The organism is Robiginitalea rubriflava (assembly GCF_052540725.1).
In genome coordinates, this window is record NZ_CP199309.1 from 2,792,658 (window position 1) to 2,810,394 (window position 17,737).

Below are 17,737 nucleotides of genomic sequence, written 5' to 3' on the forward strand. Positions count from 1 at the left end.
CGAAACTATGAATAATTCATAGGGAAATCATCAATTTTTAACAAAAATCACAGTAAAAATACCAAAAACCTATGAATAATTCATAAATGTTTTGTCGGTTCTCTTTCGAAATTTGACCTCATGAACCCCCAATATCTTGTGTTATGAGGAAATATACAATTGCATTAAAAACAGTAGCCGGAGGTCTTTTTCTGTTCTTTTGCCTAGGGGTGGGAGCACAGCAAATTAAGACGACTACTATCAGCCATTCTAAGAGTACGGAGGCTGACAAACGAATTGAGGATTACCTGAAGCTATTAAAGCTGGGCTATACCGAAAAAGAGATTTTTGAAGACCTCGGAAATGTAAACTTCCTGTCTGAAAATTTCAAGACGGCCGCCTTTTGGTATCAGAAGTTAATCGACCTGAGCGGTACTGAGGGTGTTTCCCAGAGCTATATGGAGCGCTATAAAGTGGCTATGCACAAAGCCGGGATTGCAAATTACGGCGAAACCGTGGCCCAGGCAGACTGGTTTACACGAATCAGGGAAGATTACCAGATAGAGAGAAGCTCCGGTATTCATGACCTTACCCGAAGACTTGCAGAAAACTACCGCAAACCTGATTTCAGCCAATCGAACTGGTCTCGCTCCATGGCTGAACTGGAAGAGCTGGTTGCCCTTTCAGGGGATGAGTCAGAAAGGCTGAAACTGGATCGCGGTAACCCGGGTCCGAATTACACCCCTCCTGTAACCGTATCGGCGGATGGAAAAACCGCCTATTTCAGCAAGGCCGCCTTTGTAAAGCCCTTGTATGGCATATTTTCCAAGAAACAGCTGGTACATAAAATTTACAGGGCAGAAAACGTGAACGGGTCCTGGATGAATGTAGCGGAAGTAGGGGTATGCCCCAAGTATGCCTCCGCCATGCACCCTGCCATCTCTGCCGATGGGAAACGACTGTTCTTCGCTTCGGATATGCCAGGTTCCTATGGAAAATACGATATATACGTAGCCGATATAGGCACAGACGGTTCTGTTGGTATAGCCAAAAACCTGGGGAATAAAGTCAATACCCGCAAAAATGACATGTATCCAAACCTGGTAGGTGATAACCTGCTGTTTTTTGCCTCTGATGGCAGGGACGGTTACGGGGGTCTGGATCTATACGCTGCCCAGGTGGGCCATCGCAAAGTGGGTCTGGCTGTGAATATAGGAACTCCCTTCAATAGCCGGCAGGATGATTTTGCTCTTAACCTGAAAGCGGAGAAAGGCGTGGCCTACGTGATGTCTAATCGTGGAGACCTGGCCAACAAAGCACAGCAGCTGGTTTTCTCTTATGCAGATCAGCAGAAAAATTCGCTGGCGCAGAACAGAAAACACAATTTTCTGGAATTATTACCCATAGATGCCGAAAGCGGTTATTCGAATAATGTATACGAGGAATAACCAGAAACTACGGAACGAAGGATAACTTATTGTAGCTAATATAAGTATGAAAAACCCCCTATGAAATATTTTGGACAGGCTTGGGGAACGCCCCGGAAGGGAACTTCCCCGAAGCCGATCCAAACAAAAAAATACCCAGATGAAACGATGTAATCACATATTAACGATAGGAATACCCGCCCTGATCATATGCCTGACCCTTACCGGAACCCGGTTACACAGTCAGGAAACCCGGAGCGATTACACCATCAACAGCCCTTTTCACAATCAGTTGTTTTTCAACAGATTTCTGATAAACCCAACCTTTTCCCTGGTGCGTGAGAATAAATCCTATTTGAATATCCTGCACCGGAACCAGTACGCCAGTTACGAGGATAATATCCAGAATTATTACCTGGGATTCAGTAATAAGGTCAACGAAAGAACCGCACTCGGGATTGGAGTATATGGCCAATGGGAAGGAGTGGTACAGGAGTTCGGCTTTAATGCAAATTACGCTACTTCCGTGCCCCTGGGAGACAAAACCCGTTTGAGCTTCGGAACAAACATCACCTATGTGAGCCAGGGTTTGGCCAAAAACAGGATAATCATCCCGGAAAACGACCCAACCCTGCAGGAATCTGAAAATCAGAGCCAGATTTCATTGCAGCCGGGGATGGCACTGTCGGTAGGAAGGTTTGACATTGGAGTTTATGCCACCAATCTGATTCGATATAATCAAAGCACCAATGAATTGCTTACGGGATTCAATACCAACAATCTGAAAGCATCATTGCAGTATACCCATCTATTTGAAGCAACCCGCGGGCTGTTTGCCAATGCCCGATTGATGCCATTATTGCAAATGGGGCGGAATGAAGACGACCAGATTTCATATATAGGGTCCCTTTTACTGGACTTGCCGGATTATGGCTGGTTTCAGACTGCCTATGACCAGACCTACGGGCTTTCCATGGGCCTCGGGTTTAACCTGAATCAAAAGTTATCTCTTGGGTACCTGATGGAGAAGGACCTTTCGGATGCCGGAGCCAATTTGGGCTGGAATCATGAATTGTCCCTGGCCTATACCTTTAAAGAAGACCAGGAGCGCTCCGGAATCGATATTCAATATGTAGATGGCAGCAAAGATGCACAAATCGATCAGATTGTAAAAAATTACGAGGAACAAATCCTCGAACTCCGGGCAGAGCAGCAAAGCAGCAGCCCGGATGCGCAGCCAGGCACCCTGGCCTTTGAAAACCGTTTGATCCTGGATGAGCTGATGCTGCGGATGGATTCTATCGAGGAGGCAAGGACAGCCCAATTCGAACAAAGGTTTGAAACCCTGGTTCGTACCCTGCGGAACGAAATCAGGAAACAGGGACCGGCTACAGATCCTGCCCCGAGGATTCAGGACAGAAGGGTACAAACCGCCGTAGCCGCTAATAAGCCGGCTGAGCCAAAACCTTATGTGCCTGTAGCCAAAAGAGATTTTAATGAATTACCAATAAAAGCTAAAAATCGGTCGGATATCGTTGGGGTATCATCTGGTTATTATCTGATTGCCAATGTTTATAGTAACAAGAAGTATTTAAATGCCTTTTTAAAAGAATGTAAGGAGAAAGGTTTGGATGCTCGGCAATTCTATAACACAGAGAACGGGTTGTATTATGTATATCTGGCCGATTTTAATACTAAGACTGACGCCAAGAGCGCAGTGGTAACTGACCTAGGCGGGCAGTATCGGGAAGAAAAATGGATCATGCAGGTCTATAACCCGGTAGCCACAGCCGATGTCAGTTACGAAGATCAGTAAGGAATAAGGCCTTACAAAATAAACAAAGGGTAAGACAGGCGGCTTCCGGAAACCTTATAACAACTTCCGACGCCCTACCGGAACTTTCGGATCCGCCTTCCTGCCCTTTAAAAGAATAGTGTTTCATCTGGTTAAAAAGTCACCTTCCGGAGGGGTCCGGCGGGTGATTTTTTTTGTTTTAGCGCTATGCATTTTACAAACCACTCAGTCGGTTTTAGTACTAAAATTCCGACGAAATACACCCTTTTCTTACACTTAATCGAAAAAATCTGCATTTCCTAGGACAAAATGGGAGCAATTAGTAATTTCTCAAAGAAAATAATACAACCCAAATCTTAATTCTTATGGAAACGTTCTTTACCCCGAAGAAGTTCGAAAGAATTTTCAACTTGCCGGGTGCTTCAAAAGAAGTGTCGGCAAGACCTGCTAAAAAAATTGACATGCTATGGCGGCATTCTTACTGGAGTTCATCCTTACTATATGGAATGCCAAAACCTTCCCCTGCCCGTTAAGCGGCAGGCGGATGTTGCAGGAATCCCATCCGGCATTAAACCCCCTTCCTACATTATCCGAGTTATTCCGTAAAGGCAGGATATTCACAATCTGAACAGATAGCCTGACAGGATAAATACGGATCTGAGGTAACTGCCACAGGCAGGTGCCCTGGGGGTTCCTTGCAACATTCTTAAATGTTTTTGATTCCTTTTTAGCCCTTAAAACGTAATACAACCCCAAATCTTGTTACTATGAATACAACTACTCTGAAGGTAATTGTTATTGACGATGACCCCAAATTTCACGAAACCTATGCCTACTATTTCAGTACGTATCTGGAGTACAGACTGGCGGGAATTTACCGCTCTGTGGAAGATGCCCTGGAAGATTATGAATTGGTCAAACCGGATATCATCTTATCCGAGGTCAATTTCAGAGGCCTCTCCGGCATAGATGGATTGGTAGAAATCAGGAAAAAAAACGCCCAGGCCAAAGTAATTATGGTTAGTTCCAATAATGAGTTTGAAGGTATCAAAAAGGCCTTTAAATACGGAGCTGTGGGCTATCTGACCAAACCAATCAGCAAGAAACGCCTGCGCCATGCGCTCAATTCCATCAAGTATGAAGGAGCAGCCATCAGTAACGATATAGCCAAAAAGGTGATATCCATGTTCCGCAAAAAGAATTACGATTGTTTTTCGGAACGGGAGAATCAGATTATTGAATATCTCGGGCAGGGGGCTACCTATAAGGCCATTGCTGAGAAATTATTCGTAACAACCAGCACAATTAATTTTCATATCCAGAATATCTATCTCAAACTGGATGTGAACTCTAAATCTGAGGCCCTGAAAAAGATCAGGGAACTGGAATATGCATAAGCCAGTGGATACTGTTATCCGCTGCTCTGAAAAATAGTTGCTTTGTGGGAATAGCAGCAGAGAGTGCCGGTACGATGATTGGTGGTGCCATCCATTGTCTGCCGGTACATCTCTATTTTTTATTAAAGATCTATCGAAACTGATAAAAGCTCGGGAATCCGGGCTTTTACTTTTAATCTACCAGTACCGGCTCATTCCGTTTGGGCGCCTTTTCAGAGGGTTCTTTTTTTCCACTCACGAAATACATTTTGAGCTTGCCCCGGTTCTTTGCTTCAATTTCACCTCTGTACTGGCACTGGTACCGGTCTTTGATGAGTTGATAAGTATGCTCCGCAACATTTACTTTTCCGGGGACCGACGCAGATTCCATTCGAGCTGCGATGTTTACGGTATCGCCCCAAATGTCATAGGCAAATTTCTTGGTGCCCACAATCCCGGCCACAACCGGCCCTGAATTAATCCCGATCCGGATATCGAAGCGGATATGCTCTGCATCCTCCTGGTGTTTGGCCTCTTCCACAAAATCCAGCATTTCAAGGGCAGCGTCTACCACACGTCTGGCGTGGTCTTCTACTGGAAAGGGGATACCTGCAGCACACATGTAGGCGTCGCCAACCGTTTTAATCTTTTCAAGCCCGTATTTATCCATCAGTGTATCAAAGTAAGAGAAATAGTAATCCAGGCTTTTTACCAGTAAGCCCGGATCTACCTCCTCGGCATGTTTGGTGAAATTCCTGAAATCTGTAAAGAGGACGGAAGCAGCGTTGTAGCGCTGGGCCTTAACCTTTCCATTTTCTTTAAGTTCGGACGCGGTTTGTTTCGGCAATATATTCAGTAGGAGGCTTTCCGCGCGGTCGCGCTCACGGGATATGATTTTACTGGTCTTTTTCATGTAATGGTAGCGGCGGAATGTGCCCAGGGCAATGACAATAAGTAATAATGCGGAAATACCTACTATCCATATAATGAGTTCCTGTCTTTTTTGTTTTAAACTTTGCAACTCCAGGGCACTTTCTGCCTTTTCTTTTTCAAACCGGGTCATAACCACAGTTTCCAGATCCATTGAATCTTTATACTGAATAAAAGTATGCAGATGTCTGTTGGCCTCCTGAAAATTTCCATTAAGCGAATCTATCATTGCCAATAATTGACTCGTTTGTATTATTTGCTCCTTTAACTTTAAGCGCCTGGCATGCTTCATACTTTCCGATCCAAATGAATGGGCCGTGTCATAATCTCCACTGATGGAATAAATTTCGGCCAGATAGGCCTGAAATTCAGCTATTGCCGCATAGTCTTCGTAAGTTTTAAGCATATCAATAGCCTCCCTCAGCTTAGGTTCAGCACCTTCCGGATCCCCAAGTTTGAGGTTTAACACGCCAACATCTCCCAGATAGTAAGCATATCCCAATTCGTAATCTAAGGAATCAAATATTTCTCCTGCCTCATCCAGATGCGGTCTAGCTTTTTCCAGAAAATTGTTGCGCAAATAAAAATCTCCGGTATTGAATAGTGCCTGCCCTAAGGATTTTTTTCCTGCCTCTTCCTTCAGGGCCTTGGGATCCCGCAGGGCAGCTATACTTTTTTCAAAATATTCCGATGCTTTATCCAGTTCTCCGGAAGAGTCATAAATAAATCCAAGGGAAAAAGAGGCAGTAGCCTCTCCAATTTTAAACCCTTCGCGTTCTGCGGCTGCTATAGCCTGCTGGTAAGCCTCTAATACGAGATCCAAGTCTCCCTGGTTAAGCTGTGAATTACCTTTTTGCAAATAGCCGGCATATACGTACCGATCTTCTTCTAACTCCTTAGCCAGGCGGATGAGTTCATTGGAATATAACAAAGCGAGCTCTGGATTGGCAATTTCATTGAATGCAAGGTCATTAAGCACTTTCAGCATTTCCACACCTTTGAGGGTGTCTGCCTCGAATATTGGCCTTAAGCTATCCGCAATACGCTGTTCCTGCCCGCTTAGGGTCATAGAAAGAATAAATACCAATAGGATAAAGAGTCGTTTCATATCAGTACAACTGTGATAATTGGAATGTGCTTCAGATCGAAAAGTGGCTTTGGGTTTTATCTTATCCTAGTTGAAATGTTTTTTAATTACGGTCAATAGGTTTGTCTCCAATACATTGTCTAACCCGAGGCTTGAGATAAAGTCAATCAAAATCTCTTCATATGCGGCAGAAGGGTTCCCCTTTAACCTGGGGTCGATATCGTAAGAACAGGTATCACCGTCTTTATTTGTTATTACGATCGAGATGGTGTATTTATAATTATCCTGTTCAATAGGAGTATCTTTCATTACCTGGGCAATCACCATTCCACTGTTCCCAGGTAGGATTTCTGTATCGAAAATATTAAACCCATCCTTACGTTGAATCTGTTCAATCATAATTTGGTACCCTTCCTTCCGGGAATTTGAATCTAAAAAACCGTTCCAGATTACTTGTTTGCTTTTAGTTACTTGGGTTAGGAAGTGCTCTATTGCACTGCCCGAAGCGACCTTTGTACCATCACTAATAATGAAGTTATTGAGATCGAGGGGCTGACCAAATTGGGCCACCGCATCCACGGTCAATGTGATAAACCGGTTCCTGCCCGGCTGGAAATCTTCTGAATCAATTGTATTTGTCATTGTTCTGCGGTTTAGGTTGTACATTAAAACTAAACCCATTGATCAGGGGGAACAATGTATTTCACAATGGATAACTCCTTAAATTACAAAAATTCAGCGGCACCTGCTAACATTATTTATCACGGTATTTCTCAAACCAGGTCAGCACACTGGCGATTTTGGCAAGCAGGTTACTGGGCCGGTTTGCAATCCCGTGGGAGGCACCCGGGATACGAACCATTGCCGAGGGTACTTTTTCGAGCTTTAGGGCCGCATAGAATTGTTCCGATTCTGCAATAGGCGTCCGGTAATCTTCTTCTCCTGTGAGCAGCATAGTCGGCGTGGTCACATTCCCCACATAGTTCAGGGGAGATCTTTTGAAATAGTTATCCGGATCTTCCCAGGGTTTGGCCGGGAACCAGTATTTGTAGAAAAAGGCCGGATTATCTGCATAGAGTACAAAGCTACTCCAGTTTATGACCGGTTTGGCCACCACGGCTGCACTGAAACGATCCGTTTTTCCAACTATCCATGCGGTAAGGACCCCTCCGCCACTGCCACCGGTCACAAAAAGGTTTTCGCTGTCTACATAGCCTTTGGCAAGCAGGGCGTCAACTCCGGACATCAGGTCTTCGTAGTCGTGGTTGGGATAATCGTGATGTATCAGGTTCCCAAACTCCTCCCCGTAGCTGGTAGACCCCCTGGGGTTGCTGTAAAGCACCACATAACCCGCAGCTGCATAGAGTTGAATTTCTGCGGAAAAGACAGAGCCATAACTGGCAAACGGCCCTCCATGGATTTCCAGGATCATTGGGTATTTTTTTGAAGGGTCAAAATTTGGTGGCTTAACCACCCATCCCTGTATTTCGCGGCCGTCAAAAGAGGATTTCCATCGCATTTCCTCCACGTCTCCCAGACTTCGGAATGAAAAGAGGTCTTCATTCAGGTTGGTAATCCTTTTGGATCCCTTTCGATCCTGAACCGCCAGGTCTGCGGGATGGGAGGTCCCGCCAAGGGTATAGGCCAGGCGGCCAATATCTGAAACGGAGTATGCGGCAGCATTATAGGGCCTTCCCATGGATAGCCCTCCCAGGCCCTCGGCCAGGGTGCTTACCTTCCCACTGGTGGAAATTTGCCCTATTTTACCGTCTCCAAAATCATTGTATAAAAAATAGATGGACTTGCTGTCGGCCGCCCATTGAATGTCGCTGATATCCCGATCGAAATTTCCTGATATTTCGCGAACATTGCTGCCATCAGCGTTCATCAGGTAGAGTCGGGTTACCTGGTAACCCTGGTATCGGTCATCAAAACCCAGATAGGCAATATGTTTCCCATCCGGGGAAACCTGCGGGCTGAAGTCTGGTCCTTCCCGATCGGTAAGCGGTGTAATAGCCTGCGTACCTAAATCCAAACGGTACACTTCTGAATTTCTGGGATTGTATTCAGCACTGTCCCTCAGGTTCGCCGAAAAATATAAGTTCCGCTTACCGGGTCCCCAGACCGCTCCTCCATGATCGTGATCAGTATGTGTAAGCTGCCTTGGTGTACCGCCATCGGTTGAAATCAGAAATAACTGGTTGTAGCCAGCTTTATAGTACCCCTGGCCGTCACCCCTGTAATTCATATCGTCTATATAGATCGGGGGTTTATTCCATTTGGCACCTTCCGGTTTTTCAGGCATTTTGATCGGGGAAGCCGATTTTTCAGGTACAAACATCCCGAAGGCAAGGTATTTGTCATCCGGAGACCACTGTGGACTGCCGGGACTTTGGTCTGTATTGGTCAGCGCCATCACTTCACGGGTAGCCACCCACATCATATAGAGTTTGTTTTTTTCGTCTTCCATATTGGAGCGAAACGCGATCCGGGACCCATCGTGTGACCATCTGGGGCTGCTGACGTTATGGTTTCCTGTTGTAAGCGGACGGTGACCACTGCCGTCAAAGTTCGCAATCCAGAGATTGGATAAATTCCGGTCTGTCATAATATCCTTAAAATTCCGGATGTACACTATTTTACTGCCGTCCGGAGAGATCTGCGGATCGGAGACGTACTCCATACTGAAAATGTCGTTGAGTTCCAGGGGGGTCTGCGTCTGGGAACTACTTCTGCAAGGTAGCAGCATTGCAATAAAGAATAGGTAATGCAAAAGGATGACTGGTTTCATAATTTGGGTTTTGAAGAGTTCTAAAGATATAAAATAAGGCTTACTTTTGCAGCCATGGAAGAGTGGTATCACTATGCGCTCCTGATAGGAGTGGGTTTTGTGGTAGGTTTCATAAATACCGTAGCAGGGGGGGCGTCCCTAATCTCGCTTCCGGTGCTGATTTTTTTAGGCTTGCCTCCAGCCGTAGCCAACGGGACCAACCGGGTAGCCATTGTACTGCAAACTGCTATTGCCGTAGCCGGTTTTAAAAGCAAAGGCGTGAGTACTTTCCCGTTCAATGTATACCTGGGAATTTCCGCCCTGCTGGGCTCCGTACTGGGGGCCTATATTGCGGTTGACATCAAAGGGGAAACCTTTAACCGCATCCTGGCCATCATCATGGTAGTGGTGGTGCTGATCATAGTTTTTAAGCCCAAAATGAAAATTGAGGAATTGCAGGAACGCCTGAGCGGGAAGTATTTATGGTTATCTGTTATCGCCTTCTTTTTTATCGGAATTTACGGCGGGTTTATCAATGCCGGGATCGGGTTTGTTATTATCCTCTTCCTGCATTACGTAAACCGATTGAGCCTGGTCAGGGCCAATGCCACCAAAGTGGCCATCGTCTTTATTTACACCCTGGCGGCACTGGCGGTTTTTGTGCTGAACGACAAGGTGATCTGGAAGGTCGGGCTGGTCCTGGCATTAGGCAACGGACTGGGGGCTTGGTTTTCCAGCCGTATCTCAGTGAGTAAGGGGGATGGTTATATTAAAATATTCTTAGTCGGTATGGTGATTGTAATGGCGATAAAACTTTGGTTTTTTAATTGATTTAAAGATGCAGAACACATTGGATTCCCTCTATTGGAGATATGCTGTAAAGAAATTTGACAGCTCTAAAACCCTGGAGGAGGAAAAATTAGAAAAACTTAAAACGGCTTTCAACCTTACGGCCACTTCCTATGGCTTACAGCCCATAAAATTGCTTGTGTTACAGAACAGGGAATTGCAGCAGGAGCTGGTCAGGCATTCATATGGGCAACGGCAGGTAGCCGACGCCTCGCACCTGCTGGTATTGTGCATTGAACAAAACATTGACCAGCAATATATAGAGAGCTACTTCAAAAAGGTACAGGCCGTCCGGGGAACTCCCGGAGAGGTTTTGGACCCTTTTAAAAAGAGCCTTATTGATAGTTTCAGTTCAAAGACAGACAGCGAGATACAAACTTGGGCCACGCATCAGGCGTATCTGGCCATGGGCAACCTCTTAACGGTATGTGCAGTAGAGCAGATTGATTCCTGCCCGATGGAAGGCTTTGATCCGGTTTCGTATAATAAAGTACTGAATCTGGAGCCAAGGGGATTGCATGCCGTGCTGGTATTACCTGTTGGATACCGGGCAGCTGATGATATGTTTGCGAGCTTTAAAAAAGTAAGACGTGACCTGGAGAAATCCGTGCTCACAATCGGTCCTGATACGTTACCTTAATATTTTAGCAAGATGCCAGGTTTTGAACTTTTTGGAGATAAGGAAAGGCAATCGGTACAGGAAGTGCTGGATACCGGAGTGCTCATGCGCTATGGTTTTGATCCCATGCGACAAGGGGTCTGGAAAAGCCGGGAATTGGAAGCTGCCCTGTCACATCGGATGGAAACTCCCCATGTACATCTGGTCAGCAGCGGAACGGCAGCTCTCACAGTGGCCCTGGCCAGCGCCGGGGTAGGGGCAGGAGATGAAGTTATTATGCCAACCTTCACTTTTGTAGCCAGTTTTGAGGCGGTGATCGCCCTTGGTGCCATACCGGTACTCTGCGATATAGACGAGACTCTTACCCTGGATCCGGAGGCTGTGGCATCCCTGATAAATACAAAAACCCGGGCTATCATGGTGGTGCATATGTGCGGTTCCATGGCCAATTTACGAAGCCTGAAAGCCCTTGCAGATCAGCATAACCTGCTCCTCTTGGAGGATGCCTGTCAGGCCATTGGCGGGAGTTATGAGGGGAAGCCACTGGGAAGTTACGGGGATGTGGGCTGCTTCTCTTTTGATTTTGTAAAAACAATAACCTGCGGTGAAGGAGGCGCCCTGATTACCCACTCCCGTGAAATATATCAAAAGGCCCATGCCTACAGCGACCATGGCCACGATCACCTCGGAAACGACCGCGGCGCAGAAGAACATCCCTATCTGGGCTATAATTACCGAATTTCTGAGTTGCACGCAGCAGTAGGGCTGGCCCAATTAGCCAAACTGGATAGGTTTATCAGTATTCAAAAGAAAAACTACTCTCTGATCAGGGAAGCTTTAAAAGAAATCCCCGGGATTGGCTTTCGCAAAGTACCGGAAGGGGGGGAGGAAAACTTCTCCTTTCTCAATATTTTTCTGCCCACTGAAGCCCTGGCCCGTGAAGCTAGAATTGCGATCGCACAAACCGGGGTAGACGGTGTATTTTACTGGTATGACAACAACTGGCACTATCACCGGCGCTGGGACCACCTTAAAAAAGGAATTTCTTCTGCCCCGCTTGCGGCGGAGTTCAAAAATCGGCTTCGGGAGCTCAATGACAGGGATTTCCCGAAATCCGATCACTGGATGGGACGTAACCTTTCCCTGCTGATCAAACTTGGATGGAATGAGCAGGAACTGGAAGACCGTACCTTAAAATTGGTCTATGCTTTGAAAAAAGTGCTTAGCTGATAGAAATCAATATCCAACGTATTCTACTATTTCCAGGCCGTAGCCTACTATCCCGACCCGTTTGGTCTGGGTGCTGTTGGTCATCAGCCGGATTTTTTGAATCCGGAGGTCGTGCAATATCTGAGCCCCGATCCCAAAATCCTTGTTGTCCATTTCTATACCAGGGGCTTTCATGATCCCTTTTTCCTGGTTCTCCTTCAGGCCTTTTATGCGTTTGAGCAGGTTGAATGATTCACTCTGTTGGTTGATAAACACAATAGCCCCAAAAGATTCTTTATTCAGGACCCTGAACATGTCATCCAATTTTTTGTCTGCGTTATTGGTAAGGGTGCCCAGAATATCGTTGTTGACCAGGGTGGAATTGATACGGGTCAGCACCGGATCCCCCATCTTCCAGTTTCCACGGGTAAGGGCCAGGTGTATCTGGTCGTTGGTGGTCTGTTGGTACGCGTGCAGCCGGAATTCCCCGAAACGGGTTTGCAGGTCAAAGCAGTCTTTTTTCTGAATCAGGCTGTCGTGCTGCATCCGGTAGGCCACCAGGTCTTCAATTGATACCAGTTTCAGATCAAATTTTTTGGCCACCTTCATCAATTGGGGCAGGCGGGCCATGGTCCCGTCTTCGTTTAATATTTCAACCAGAATGCCAGCCGGAGCGTATCCGGCCAGGCGGGCGAAGTCAACCGCCGCTTCGGTATGCCCAGTCCTCCTGAGCACCCCCCCATTTTTCGCGCGAAGCGGAAAGATGTGTCCGGGGCGCCCCAGTTCGTGGGGTTTGGTTTCCGGATTTACCAGCGCAGCGATGGTTTTGGAACGGTCCTGCACGGAGATACCCGTGGTGCATCCATGTCCGATCAGGTCTACCGACACTGTAAATTGGGTATGGTGCAAAACGGTATTGTTCTCAACCATCATGGTCAGGTCCAGTTCCGAGCAGCGCTCTTCGGTAAGTGGCGCGCAAATAAGCCCGCGCCCGTGCATTGCCATGAAATTTATCATTTCAGGGCTGACTTTTTCGGCAGCCGCGATAAAATCACCTTCATTTTCACGGTTTTCATCATCCACAACGATAATGACCTTACCCTTACGGATGTCCGCTATAGCCGATTCAATGGAGTCCAGTTGTATTTTATTCATAACATCAGGCTGAGATCGTTTCTTTATTCTTCCGGCCAAACCGCTCTTTTAAAAAATCTATAAAATGACCAAAACTCATCAACCCCCGATCTGCAGTGGCCCTTTGGGTGAGCCAAATACCCAGGGGCAGCATGATCATGGTCGGGAGCCAGGCCCCTAAAATAGGATGAATATTGCCCTCTTTGGCATAATTGGATGAAAAGACCCCGAAAAAATAATACGCCAGAAAGAGGACTATTGCGATAACCATGGGAAGGCCCAGGCCACCTTTTCGGATAATGGCCCCGAGCGGCGCCCCCACGAAAAACAAAATAATACAGGAAAACCCCAGAGCAAATTTCTTGTGGAGGCTCAGGATATGCATAAAATAGCGCTTGTAACTCAGGTCCAGTTCTTCCTTCTTGCCGTTAACCGTGTTAATGATATTCCGAACTGAGTTTTTCGAGGCATCCAGGATCTGCCCCTGTTCCCATGTCTCAAAGGCAGTTAAAGGCTTTAAGTCGGTAATAATCTTTGGCTTTTCGACAATACTACTGGTCTTTTTGAGGATTGAGGAATCCGCATTGGGCAGAAAGTCGGTGATACTGGAATTAAGGCTGTCGGCTACCTTCTGAGTAAAGGCCCCGTTACGCATACTGATCGTTTTTGAAAATGCCCTCACCAATTTATAATTGTGATTTTTTATGGAGTCGATATCCGTTATCAGACGCGAAATGTTTTTCATTTTATCTGTTTCCACATTGCGGTCTGCCTCCAGGTCTTCCAGGTTATCGGGAAGGGCTATGTTCATGACGTAGGTGTCAAAATCGGCTTTTGCAAAGGGATAATTCTTGGTCGGGGTTCCCGAGGCCCCGATAATGTCTTCGTAATAGTGGCCGTCTTTCAGGATCAGTTGTATGATGTCTGAGCCTTTTCCGCTTACCAGTTCCCCTTCAGCAGCTTTAATAACCGTAGTATTTCGCTGCAACCGCGATTTCTGGTGGATCACAACAGATTCCAGATACCGGTCATTTTCGCCGTATTTACGGTCAACTTTTATGTTCCGGCCTTCAAAATCACTGAAAACCCCTTCCTCAATAACGGCTGCGGGCTTAACCGAAGCGATATTACGCCTCAGGTTATAGATTTTCTGCTCAGATATGGGGATTACTGTATTGGCGAAATAAAAGGTGAGTACCCCCATACCGCAAACAAGTACAATAAGGGGTAGCATGGAACGCTGCAGGGAAATGCCGGAGGCCTTCATGGCCGCAAACTCGTAATTTTCCGCCAGAGACCCGAAGGTGAGGATAGAGGAAAGCAAAACGGTCAGGGGCAGTACCTTTTCGGTCAGGTTTGGCATCAGGTAAAACAAAAATTTACCGATAATAACCAAATCCAGACCTTTTCCAGCTAGGTCGTCAATAAACAGCCAGATCGTCTGGAAGATGAAGATAAACATCAGAATGACGAACGAACTGAAAAAATTCAGCAGGAACCGCTTCAGGATATATTGGTCGAGTATGCGCAAGCCACTAATTTCTTATGATGTAGTACCCCTCCTCCTGGTACTTCTTCTCATCAAAGGTAAATAAGGTTTTCGACAGCGGCTGATTTGTTTTAAAAGAATTAACAGTGATGGTGGTTTTGGTTCCGTTTTTCCCGGTTTCTATAAGCTTATAGATGTGTTTGGTTTCCACGTCAATTCCCAATAAAATCGATTTTACTTCCGAATTGGAATCTATAGGGGTCAGTTTTACGTATTGTATTTTTCGTCCCTGAACATTCTGCAGGATATCCCAGGCATAATTATGGCCTTCCCTGTAAAAGGTAAGCATGCGCGACGGACTTACCGTTCCCGAATCCTCGGATTTATCCTCAATGGTTACCTCTTCATTTTCCGGTACCACCGTATAGACCTTCTTCCCGTCAAACATTTGTTTGGCCCCCAGGTAATTCAATACGTAGCGGTCACCATTCAGGGTTACATCCCCCCGTGTTTCCTGACGAACATTGGCTTCGGTGTTGTTGAGTTCAAACTTAAAGTCCACAAAGATATTGTCGTAGCCGTTTACCTTGTTGTAGACTTCATCCAGCAAGGCCTTGGCTTTGGCCGCCTGCTGACTGCTTGCGGGCATGGATGCCAGCAATACAATTCCCATCAATATAATAGATCGCTTCATGATTTAATTGGTTTCATTTCGTAATAGTTCGTCCAGGGCAGCCATATCCGGTATCAATACCTGCCGGGCCTTACTGCCTTCAAAAGGCCCCACGATTCCTGCGGCCTCCAGCTGGTCAATAATCCTTCCCGCCCGGTTATACCCCAGTTTCAATTTTCGTTGAATCAGCGAAGCAGATCCCTGCTGGGCAATCACGATAACCTCTGCGGCTTCCCGGAACATACTGTCCCTGTCTTCAATACTGTAATCAATTGCTGTGCCAGAATCTTCTCCAACGTATTCCGGAAGCAAATGCGCATCCGGATAGGCCCTTTGGGACCCTATGTATTCCGTTATTTTAGCCACTTCGGGAGTATCCACAAAAGCGCATTGCAGGCGGGTAACATCATTACCCTGGGTAAAAAGCATATCCCCGCGACCGATTAGCTGGTCTGCACCCTGCGAATCCAGGATGGTCCGGGAATCGATCTTTGAAGTAACCCTAAAGGCAATACGCGCAGGGAAATTCGCTTTAATAAGCCCGGTAATTACGTTTACGGAGGGCCTTTGCGTGGCGATGATCAGGTGAATCCCAATGGCCCGGGCCAATTGAGCCAGACGGGCAATAGGCGTTTCCACTTCTTTCCCGGCAGACATGATCAGGTCTGCAAACTCATCGATAACCAGCACAATATAGGGGAGAAAGCGGTGCCCCTCGTTGGGGTTTAGTTTTCGCGCCTTGAATTTAACATTGTACTCCTTGATATTACGTACAAGTGCTGCTTTGAGCAATTCATAGCGGTTGTCCATTTCAATGCAAAGGGAGTTCAGGGTATGGATCACCTTTGTATTATCTGTAATAATGGCCTCTTCCGTATCCGGTAATTTGGCCAGGAAATGCCGCTCAATTTTGTTGTAAAGGGTCAGTTCTACTTTTTTGGGGTCGACCAGGATGAATTTTACTTCTGCAGGATGTTTTTTGTATAAGAGAGATGTCAGAATGGCGTTGAGACCAACGGACTTACCCTGTCCGGTAGCTCCGGCCATCAGCAAGTGCGGCATTTTGGCGAGGTCTACCACAAAGGTTTCATTGCTGATGGTTTTTCCAAAAGCAATGGGTAATTGCATTTCTGCATTCTGGAATTTCTTGGAGGCGATTACCGAGCGCATGGAAACCACTGTGGGCTTTTTATTGGGTACTTCAATCCCGATAGTCCCTTTTCCGGGGATAGGTGCGATTATCCTGATACCCAGGGCAGCAAGAGAGAGAGCAATGTCATCCTCAAGGTTCTTGATCTTCGAGATCCGGATCCCTGCTTCGGGTACAATTTCATAAAGGGTCACGGTAGGCCCTATGGTTGCCTTTATCTGGGCTATACCAATTTTATAGTTCTTCAGGGTCTCAACAATCTTGTTCTTGTTTTCCTCCAGCTCTTCCTGATTGATGGTAATTCCACCCGTACCGCCATGAGTATCCAGCAAATCGAGATGCGGGAATTTGTATTTGGCCAATTCCAGGGTGGGGTCAAACTCTCCAAAATCGGACACCAGTTTCTGAGCCTTCAGGTCGGTTTCATCGGTATCATCCACAGCGGCAGCAACTTCAATCTCTAATTCATTTTCCACCTTTTTTTCGACAGTTTCGGGAACCGCATCTTCCTCATCCAGAACCGGGATGTCTTTTTTATGGGTATACAGGTCTATGTCCTGGGGAGATTCTTCCTCCCCGCTGAGGGAATCTTCTGAGAGTGTAGTTGATTTTGCAGCTTTCGTTTTACTCCATCCGGAGGAAACCTGTTCCATACCGGAAGACAGCTTGCGACCAAAGTCCTGAGGATTAAAGTTGAAAAGCCTTACCATTATTACAATCAGTCCGAAAAGAAGTAACAGGAAGATCCCGATATTCCCGATATAATCCCTTAAAAAGTCATTCATTTCATAGCCAACCTGGCCCCCAAGCAAAGGTTGTTGCTGCCCGAAAAATCCCAATCCTATGGAAATCCAGATCAAAAGGGTCAGGCCCCATACCCATTTGCCCGCCAGGCCACGGGCCTTTAACCCTAAAAAGAGATATAAACCGGACAGGCAGAGCAGTATTGGAAAAATAAAAGAGGAAAGCCCGAAGCCTTTATACATAAAAAAATGACTGACACTGGCTCCGAATTTGTTGAGCAGGTTTTTGGCTTCCTTGTTGCGGTTGGCAAATTCGCTGAGCAGGCTCTGGTCATCCTGCCAGTTAAAATAAAAAGAGACAAAGCTGAAAAACAGGGCCAGGCTCAGGAGGATTAATAAACTTCCCAGGATGACGCTGTTTTTTTTGGAGGGCTTCAGGGAAAATTTTTTCTTTCCGGAAGTGCTTTTTCGTTTTTTTCTGGCCATTTATAAGCTTGGACTATGCGG

General features: G+C 46.3%; 14 protein-coding genes. 7 read left to right on the forward strand and 7 right to left on the reverse strand.

Annotation, left to right across the window (positions count from 1 at the left end; translation table 11 throughout):
• Nucleotides 1–143 precede the first annotated feature (143 nt).
• The 4 genes from ACT6NU_RS12650 to ACT6NU_RS12665 all read left to right on the forward strand — a co-directional run bounded on the left by ACT6NU_RS12650 (nucleotide 144) and on the right by ACT6NU_RS12665 (nucleotide 4,598).
• Entirely contained in the window at nucleotides 144–1,427 is a 1,284-nt protein-coding gene (locus tag ACT6NU_RS12650) for a cell envelope biogenesis protein OmpA (RefSeq protein ID WP_445382033.1), read from the forward strand.
• Nucleotides 1,428–1,566: 139 nt separating this feature from the next.
• Nucleotides 1,567–3,222, forward strand: coding sequence for a PorP/SprF family type IX secretion system membrane protein (locus ACT6NU_RS12655; RefSeq protein WP_445382034.1), 1,656 nt, complete (start codon nucleotides 1,567–1,569; stop codon nucleotides 3,220–3,222).
• 445 nt (nucleotides 3,223–3,667) lie between these two features.
• Entirely contained in the window at nucleotides 3,668–3,829 is a 162-nt protein-coding gene (locus tag ACT6NU_RS12660) for a hypothetical protein (protein WP_445382035.1), read from the forward strand.
• 139 nt (nucleotides 3,830–3,968) lie between these two features.
• Nucleotides 3,969–4,598, forward strand: coding sequence for a response regulator transcription factor (locus ACT6NU_RS12665; protein WP_445382036.1), 630 nt, complete (start codon nucleotides 3,969–3,971; stop codon nucleotides 4,596–4,598).
• Between the two features lie 172 nt (nucleotides 4,599–4,770).
• Here ACT6NU_RS12665 and ACT6NU_RS12670 read toward each other — a convergent pair whose 3' ends face one another.
• The 3 genes from ACT6NU_RS12670 to ACT6NU_RS12680 all read right to left on the reverse strand — a co-directional run bounded on the left by ACT6NU_RS12670 (nucleotide 4,771) and on the right by ACT6NU_RS12680 (nucleotide 9,385).
• The gene (locus ACT6NU_RS12670) at nucleotides 4,771–6,615 is read right to left on the reverse strand and encodes an adenylate/guanylate cyclase domain-containing protein (RefSeq protein ID WP_445382037.1); all 1,845 of its coding nucleotides are present in this window, start codon (nucleotides 6,613–6,615) and stop codon (nucleotides 4,771–4,773) included.
• A 66-nt stretch (nucleotides 6,616–6,681) separates the two neighbouring features.
• Nucleotides 6,682–7,236 (reverse strand): hypothetical protein, encoded by a 555-nt coding sequence (locus ACT6NU_RS12675; RefSeq protein ID WP_445382038.1) that lies wholly within the window; start codon nucleotides 7,234–7,236, stop codon nucleotides 6,682–6,684.
• A 112-nt stretch (nucleotides 7,237–7,348) separates the two neighbouring features.
• The gene (locus ACT6NU_RS12680) at nucleotides 7,349–9,385 is read right to left on the reverse strand and encodes a S9 family peptidase (RefSeq protein ID WP_445382039.1); all 2,037 of its coding nucleotides are present in this window, start codon (nucleotides 9,383–9,385) and stop codon (nucleotides 7,349–7,351) included.
• 54 nt (nucleotides 9,386–9,439) lie between these two features.
• Between ACT6NU_RS12680 and ACT6NU_RS12685 the strand changes: the two genes are divergently transcribed.
• Genes ACT6NU_RS12685 through ACT6NU_RS12695 form a run of 3 tightly spaced genes read left to right on the forward strand, consistent with a single transcriptional unit; the run spans nucleotide 9,440 to nucleotide 12,062 of the window.
• Nucleotides 9,440–10,195: a sulfite exporter TauE/SafE family protein gene (locus tag ACT6NU_RS12685; RefSeq protein ID WP_445382040.1), complete on the forward strand. Its 756-nt coding sequence runs from the start codon at nucleotides 9,440–9,442 to the stop codon at nucleotides 10,193–10,195.
• Between the two features lie 7 nt (nucleotides 10,196–10,202).
• A complete protein-coding gene (locus ACT6NU_RS12690; RefSeq protein ID WP_445382041.1) occupies nucleotides 10,203–10,853 on the forward strand; it encodes a nitroreductase family protein in 651 nt (216 codons plus the stop codon).
• A gap of 12 nt (nucleotides 10,854–10,865) precedes the next feature.
• Nucleotides 10,866–12,062 (forward strand): DegT/DnrJ/EryC1/StrS family aminotransferase, encoded by a 1,197-nt coding sequence (locus ACT6NU_RS12695; protein ID WP_445382042.1) that lies wholly within the window; start codon nucleotides 10,866–10,868, stop codon nucleotides 12,060–12,062.
• Between the two features lie 6 nt (nucleotides 12,063–12,068).
• Here the strand turns inward: ACT6NU_RS12695 and ribB are convergent, their stop codons facing one another.
• The 4 genes from ribB to ACT6NU_RS12715 all read right to left on the reverse strand — a co-directional run bounded on the left by ribB (nucleotide 12,069) and on the right by ACT6NU_RS12715 (nucleotide 17,716).
• Nucleotides 12,069–13,196, reverse strand: coding sequence for a 3,4-dihydroxy-2-butanone-4-phosphate synthase (gene ribB / locus ACT6NU_RS12700; RefSeq protein ID WP_445382043.1), 1,128 nt, complete (start codon nucleotides 13,194–13,196; stop codon nucleotides 12,069–12,071).
• A gap of 4 nt (nucleotides 13,197–13,200) precedes the next feature.
• On the reverse strand, nucleotides 13,201–14,637 hold the full coding sequence (locus ACT6NU_RS12705; protein ID WP_445383865.1) for an LptF/LptG family permease: 1,437 nt from the start codon (nucleotides 14,635–14,637) through the stop codon (nucleotides 13,201–13,203).
• Between the two features lie 73 nt (nucleotides 14,638–14,710).
• Entirely contained in the window at nucleotides 14,711–15,358 is a 648-nt protein-coding gene (locus ACT6NU_RS12710) for a LolA family protein (RefSeq protein ID WP_445382044.1), read from the reverse strand.
• A 3-nt stretch (nucleotides 15,359–15,361) separates the two neighbouring features.
• Nucleotides 15,362–17,716: a DNA translocase FtsK 4TM domain-containing protein gene (locus ACT6NU_RS12715; RefSeq protein ID WP_445382045.1), complete on the reverse strand. Its 2,355-nt coding sequence runs from the start codon at nucleotides 17,714–17,716 to the stop codon at nucleotides 15,362–15,364.
• Nucleotides 17,717–17,737 lie beyond the last annotated feature (21 nt).

Excerpts from the sequence above, each read along its gene's own strand:
- ACT6NU_RS12675 (WP_445382038.1), bottom strand. The coding sequence starts at position 7,236 with ATGACAAATACAATTGATTCAGAAGATTTCCAGCCGGGCAGGAACCGG.
- ACT6NU_RS12650 (WP_445382033.1), top strand. The coding sequence starts at position 144 with ATGAGGAAATATACAATTGCATTAAAAACAGTAGCCGGAGGTCTTTTT.
- ACT6NU_RS12670 (WP_445382037.1), bottom strand. The coding sequence starts at position 6,615 with ATGAAACGACTCTTTATCCTATTGGTATTTATTCTTTCTATGACCCTA.
- ACT6NU_RS12665 (WP_445382036.1), top strand. The coding sequence starts at position 3,969 with ATGAATACAACTACTCTGAAGGTAATTGTTATTGACGATGACCCCAAA.
- ACT6NU_RS12655 (WP_445382034.1), top strand. The coding sequence starts at position 1,567 with ATGAAACGATGTAATCACATATTAACGATAGGAATACCCGCCCTGATC.
- ACT6NU_RS12705 (WP_445383865.1), bottom strand. The coding sequence starts at position 14,637 with ATGTTTATCTTCATCTTCCAGACGATCTGGCTGTTTATTGACGACCTA.
- ACT6NU_RS12680 (WP_445382039.1), bottom strand. The coding sequence starts at position 9,385 with ATGAAACCAGTCATCCTTTTGCATTACCTATTCTTTATTGCAATGCTG.
- ribB (WP_445382043.1), bottom strand. The coding sequence starts at position 13,196 with ATGAATAAAATACAACTGGACTCCATTGAATCGGCTATAGCGGACATC.
- ACT6NU_RS12685 (WP_445382040.1), top strand. The coding sequence starts at position 9,440 with ATGGAAGAGTGGTATCACTATGCGCTCCTGATAGGAGTGGGTTTTGTG.
- ACT6NU_RS12715 (WP_445382045.1), bottom strand. The coding sequence starts at position 17,716 with ATGGCCAGAAAAAAACGAAAAAGCACTTCCGGAAAGAAAAAATTTTCC.
- ACT6NU_RS12695 (WP_445382042.1), top strand. The coding sequence starts at position 10,866 with ATGCCAGGTTTTGAACTTTTTGGAGATAAGGAAAGGCAATCGGTACAG.
- ACT6NU_RS12710 (WP_445382044.1), bottom strand. The coding sequence starts at position 15,358 with ATGAAGCGATCTATTATATTGATGGGAATTGTATTGCTGGCATCCATG.
- ACT6NU_RS12690 (WP_445382041.1), top strand. The coding sequence starts at position 10,203 with ATGCAGAACACATTGGATTCCCTCTATTGGAGATATGCTGTAAAGAAA.
- ACT6NU_RS12660 (WP_445382035.1), top strand. The coding sequence starts at position 3,668 with ATGGCGGCATTCTTACTGGAGTTCATCCTTACTATATGGAATGCCAAA.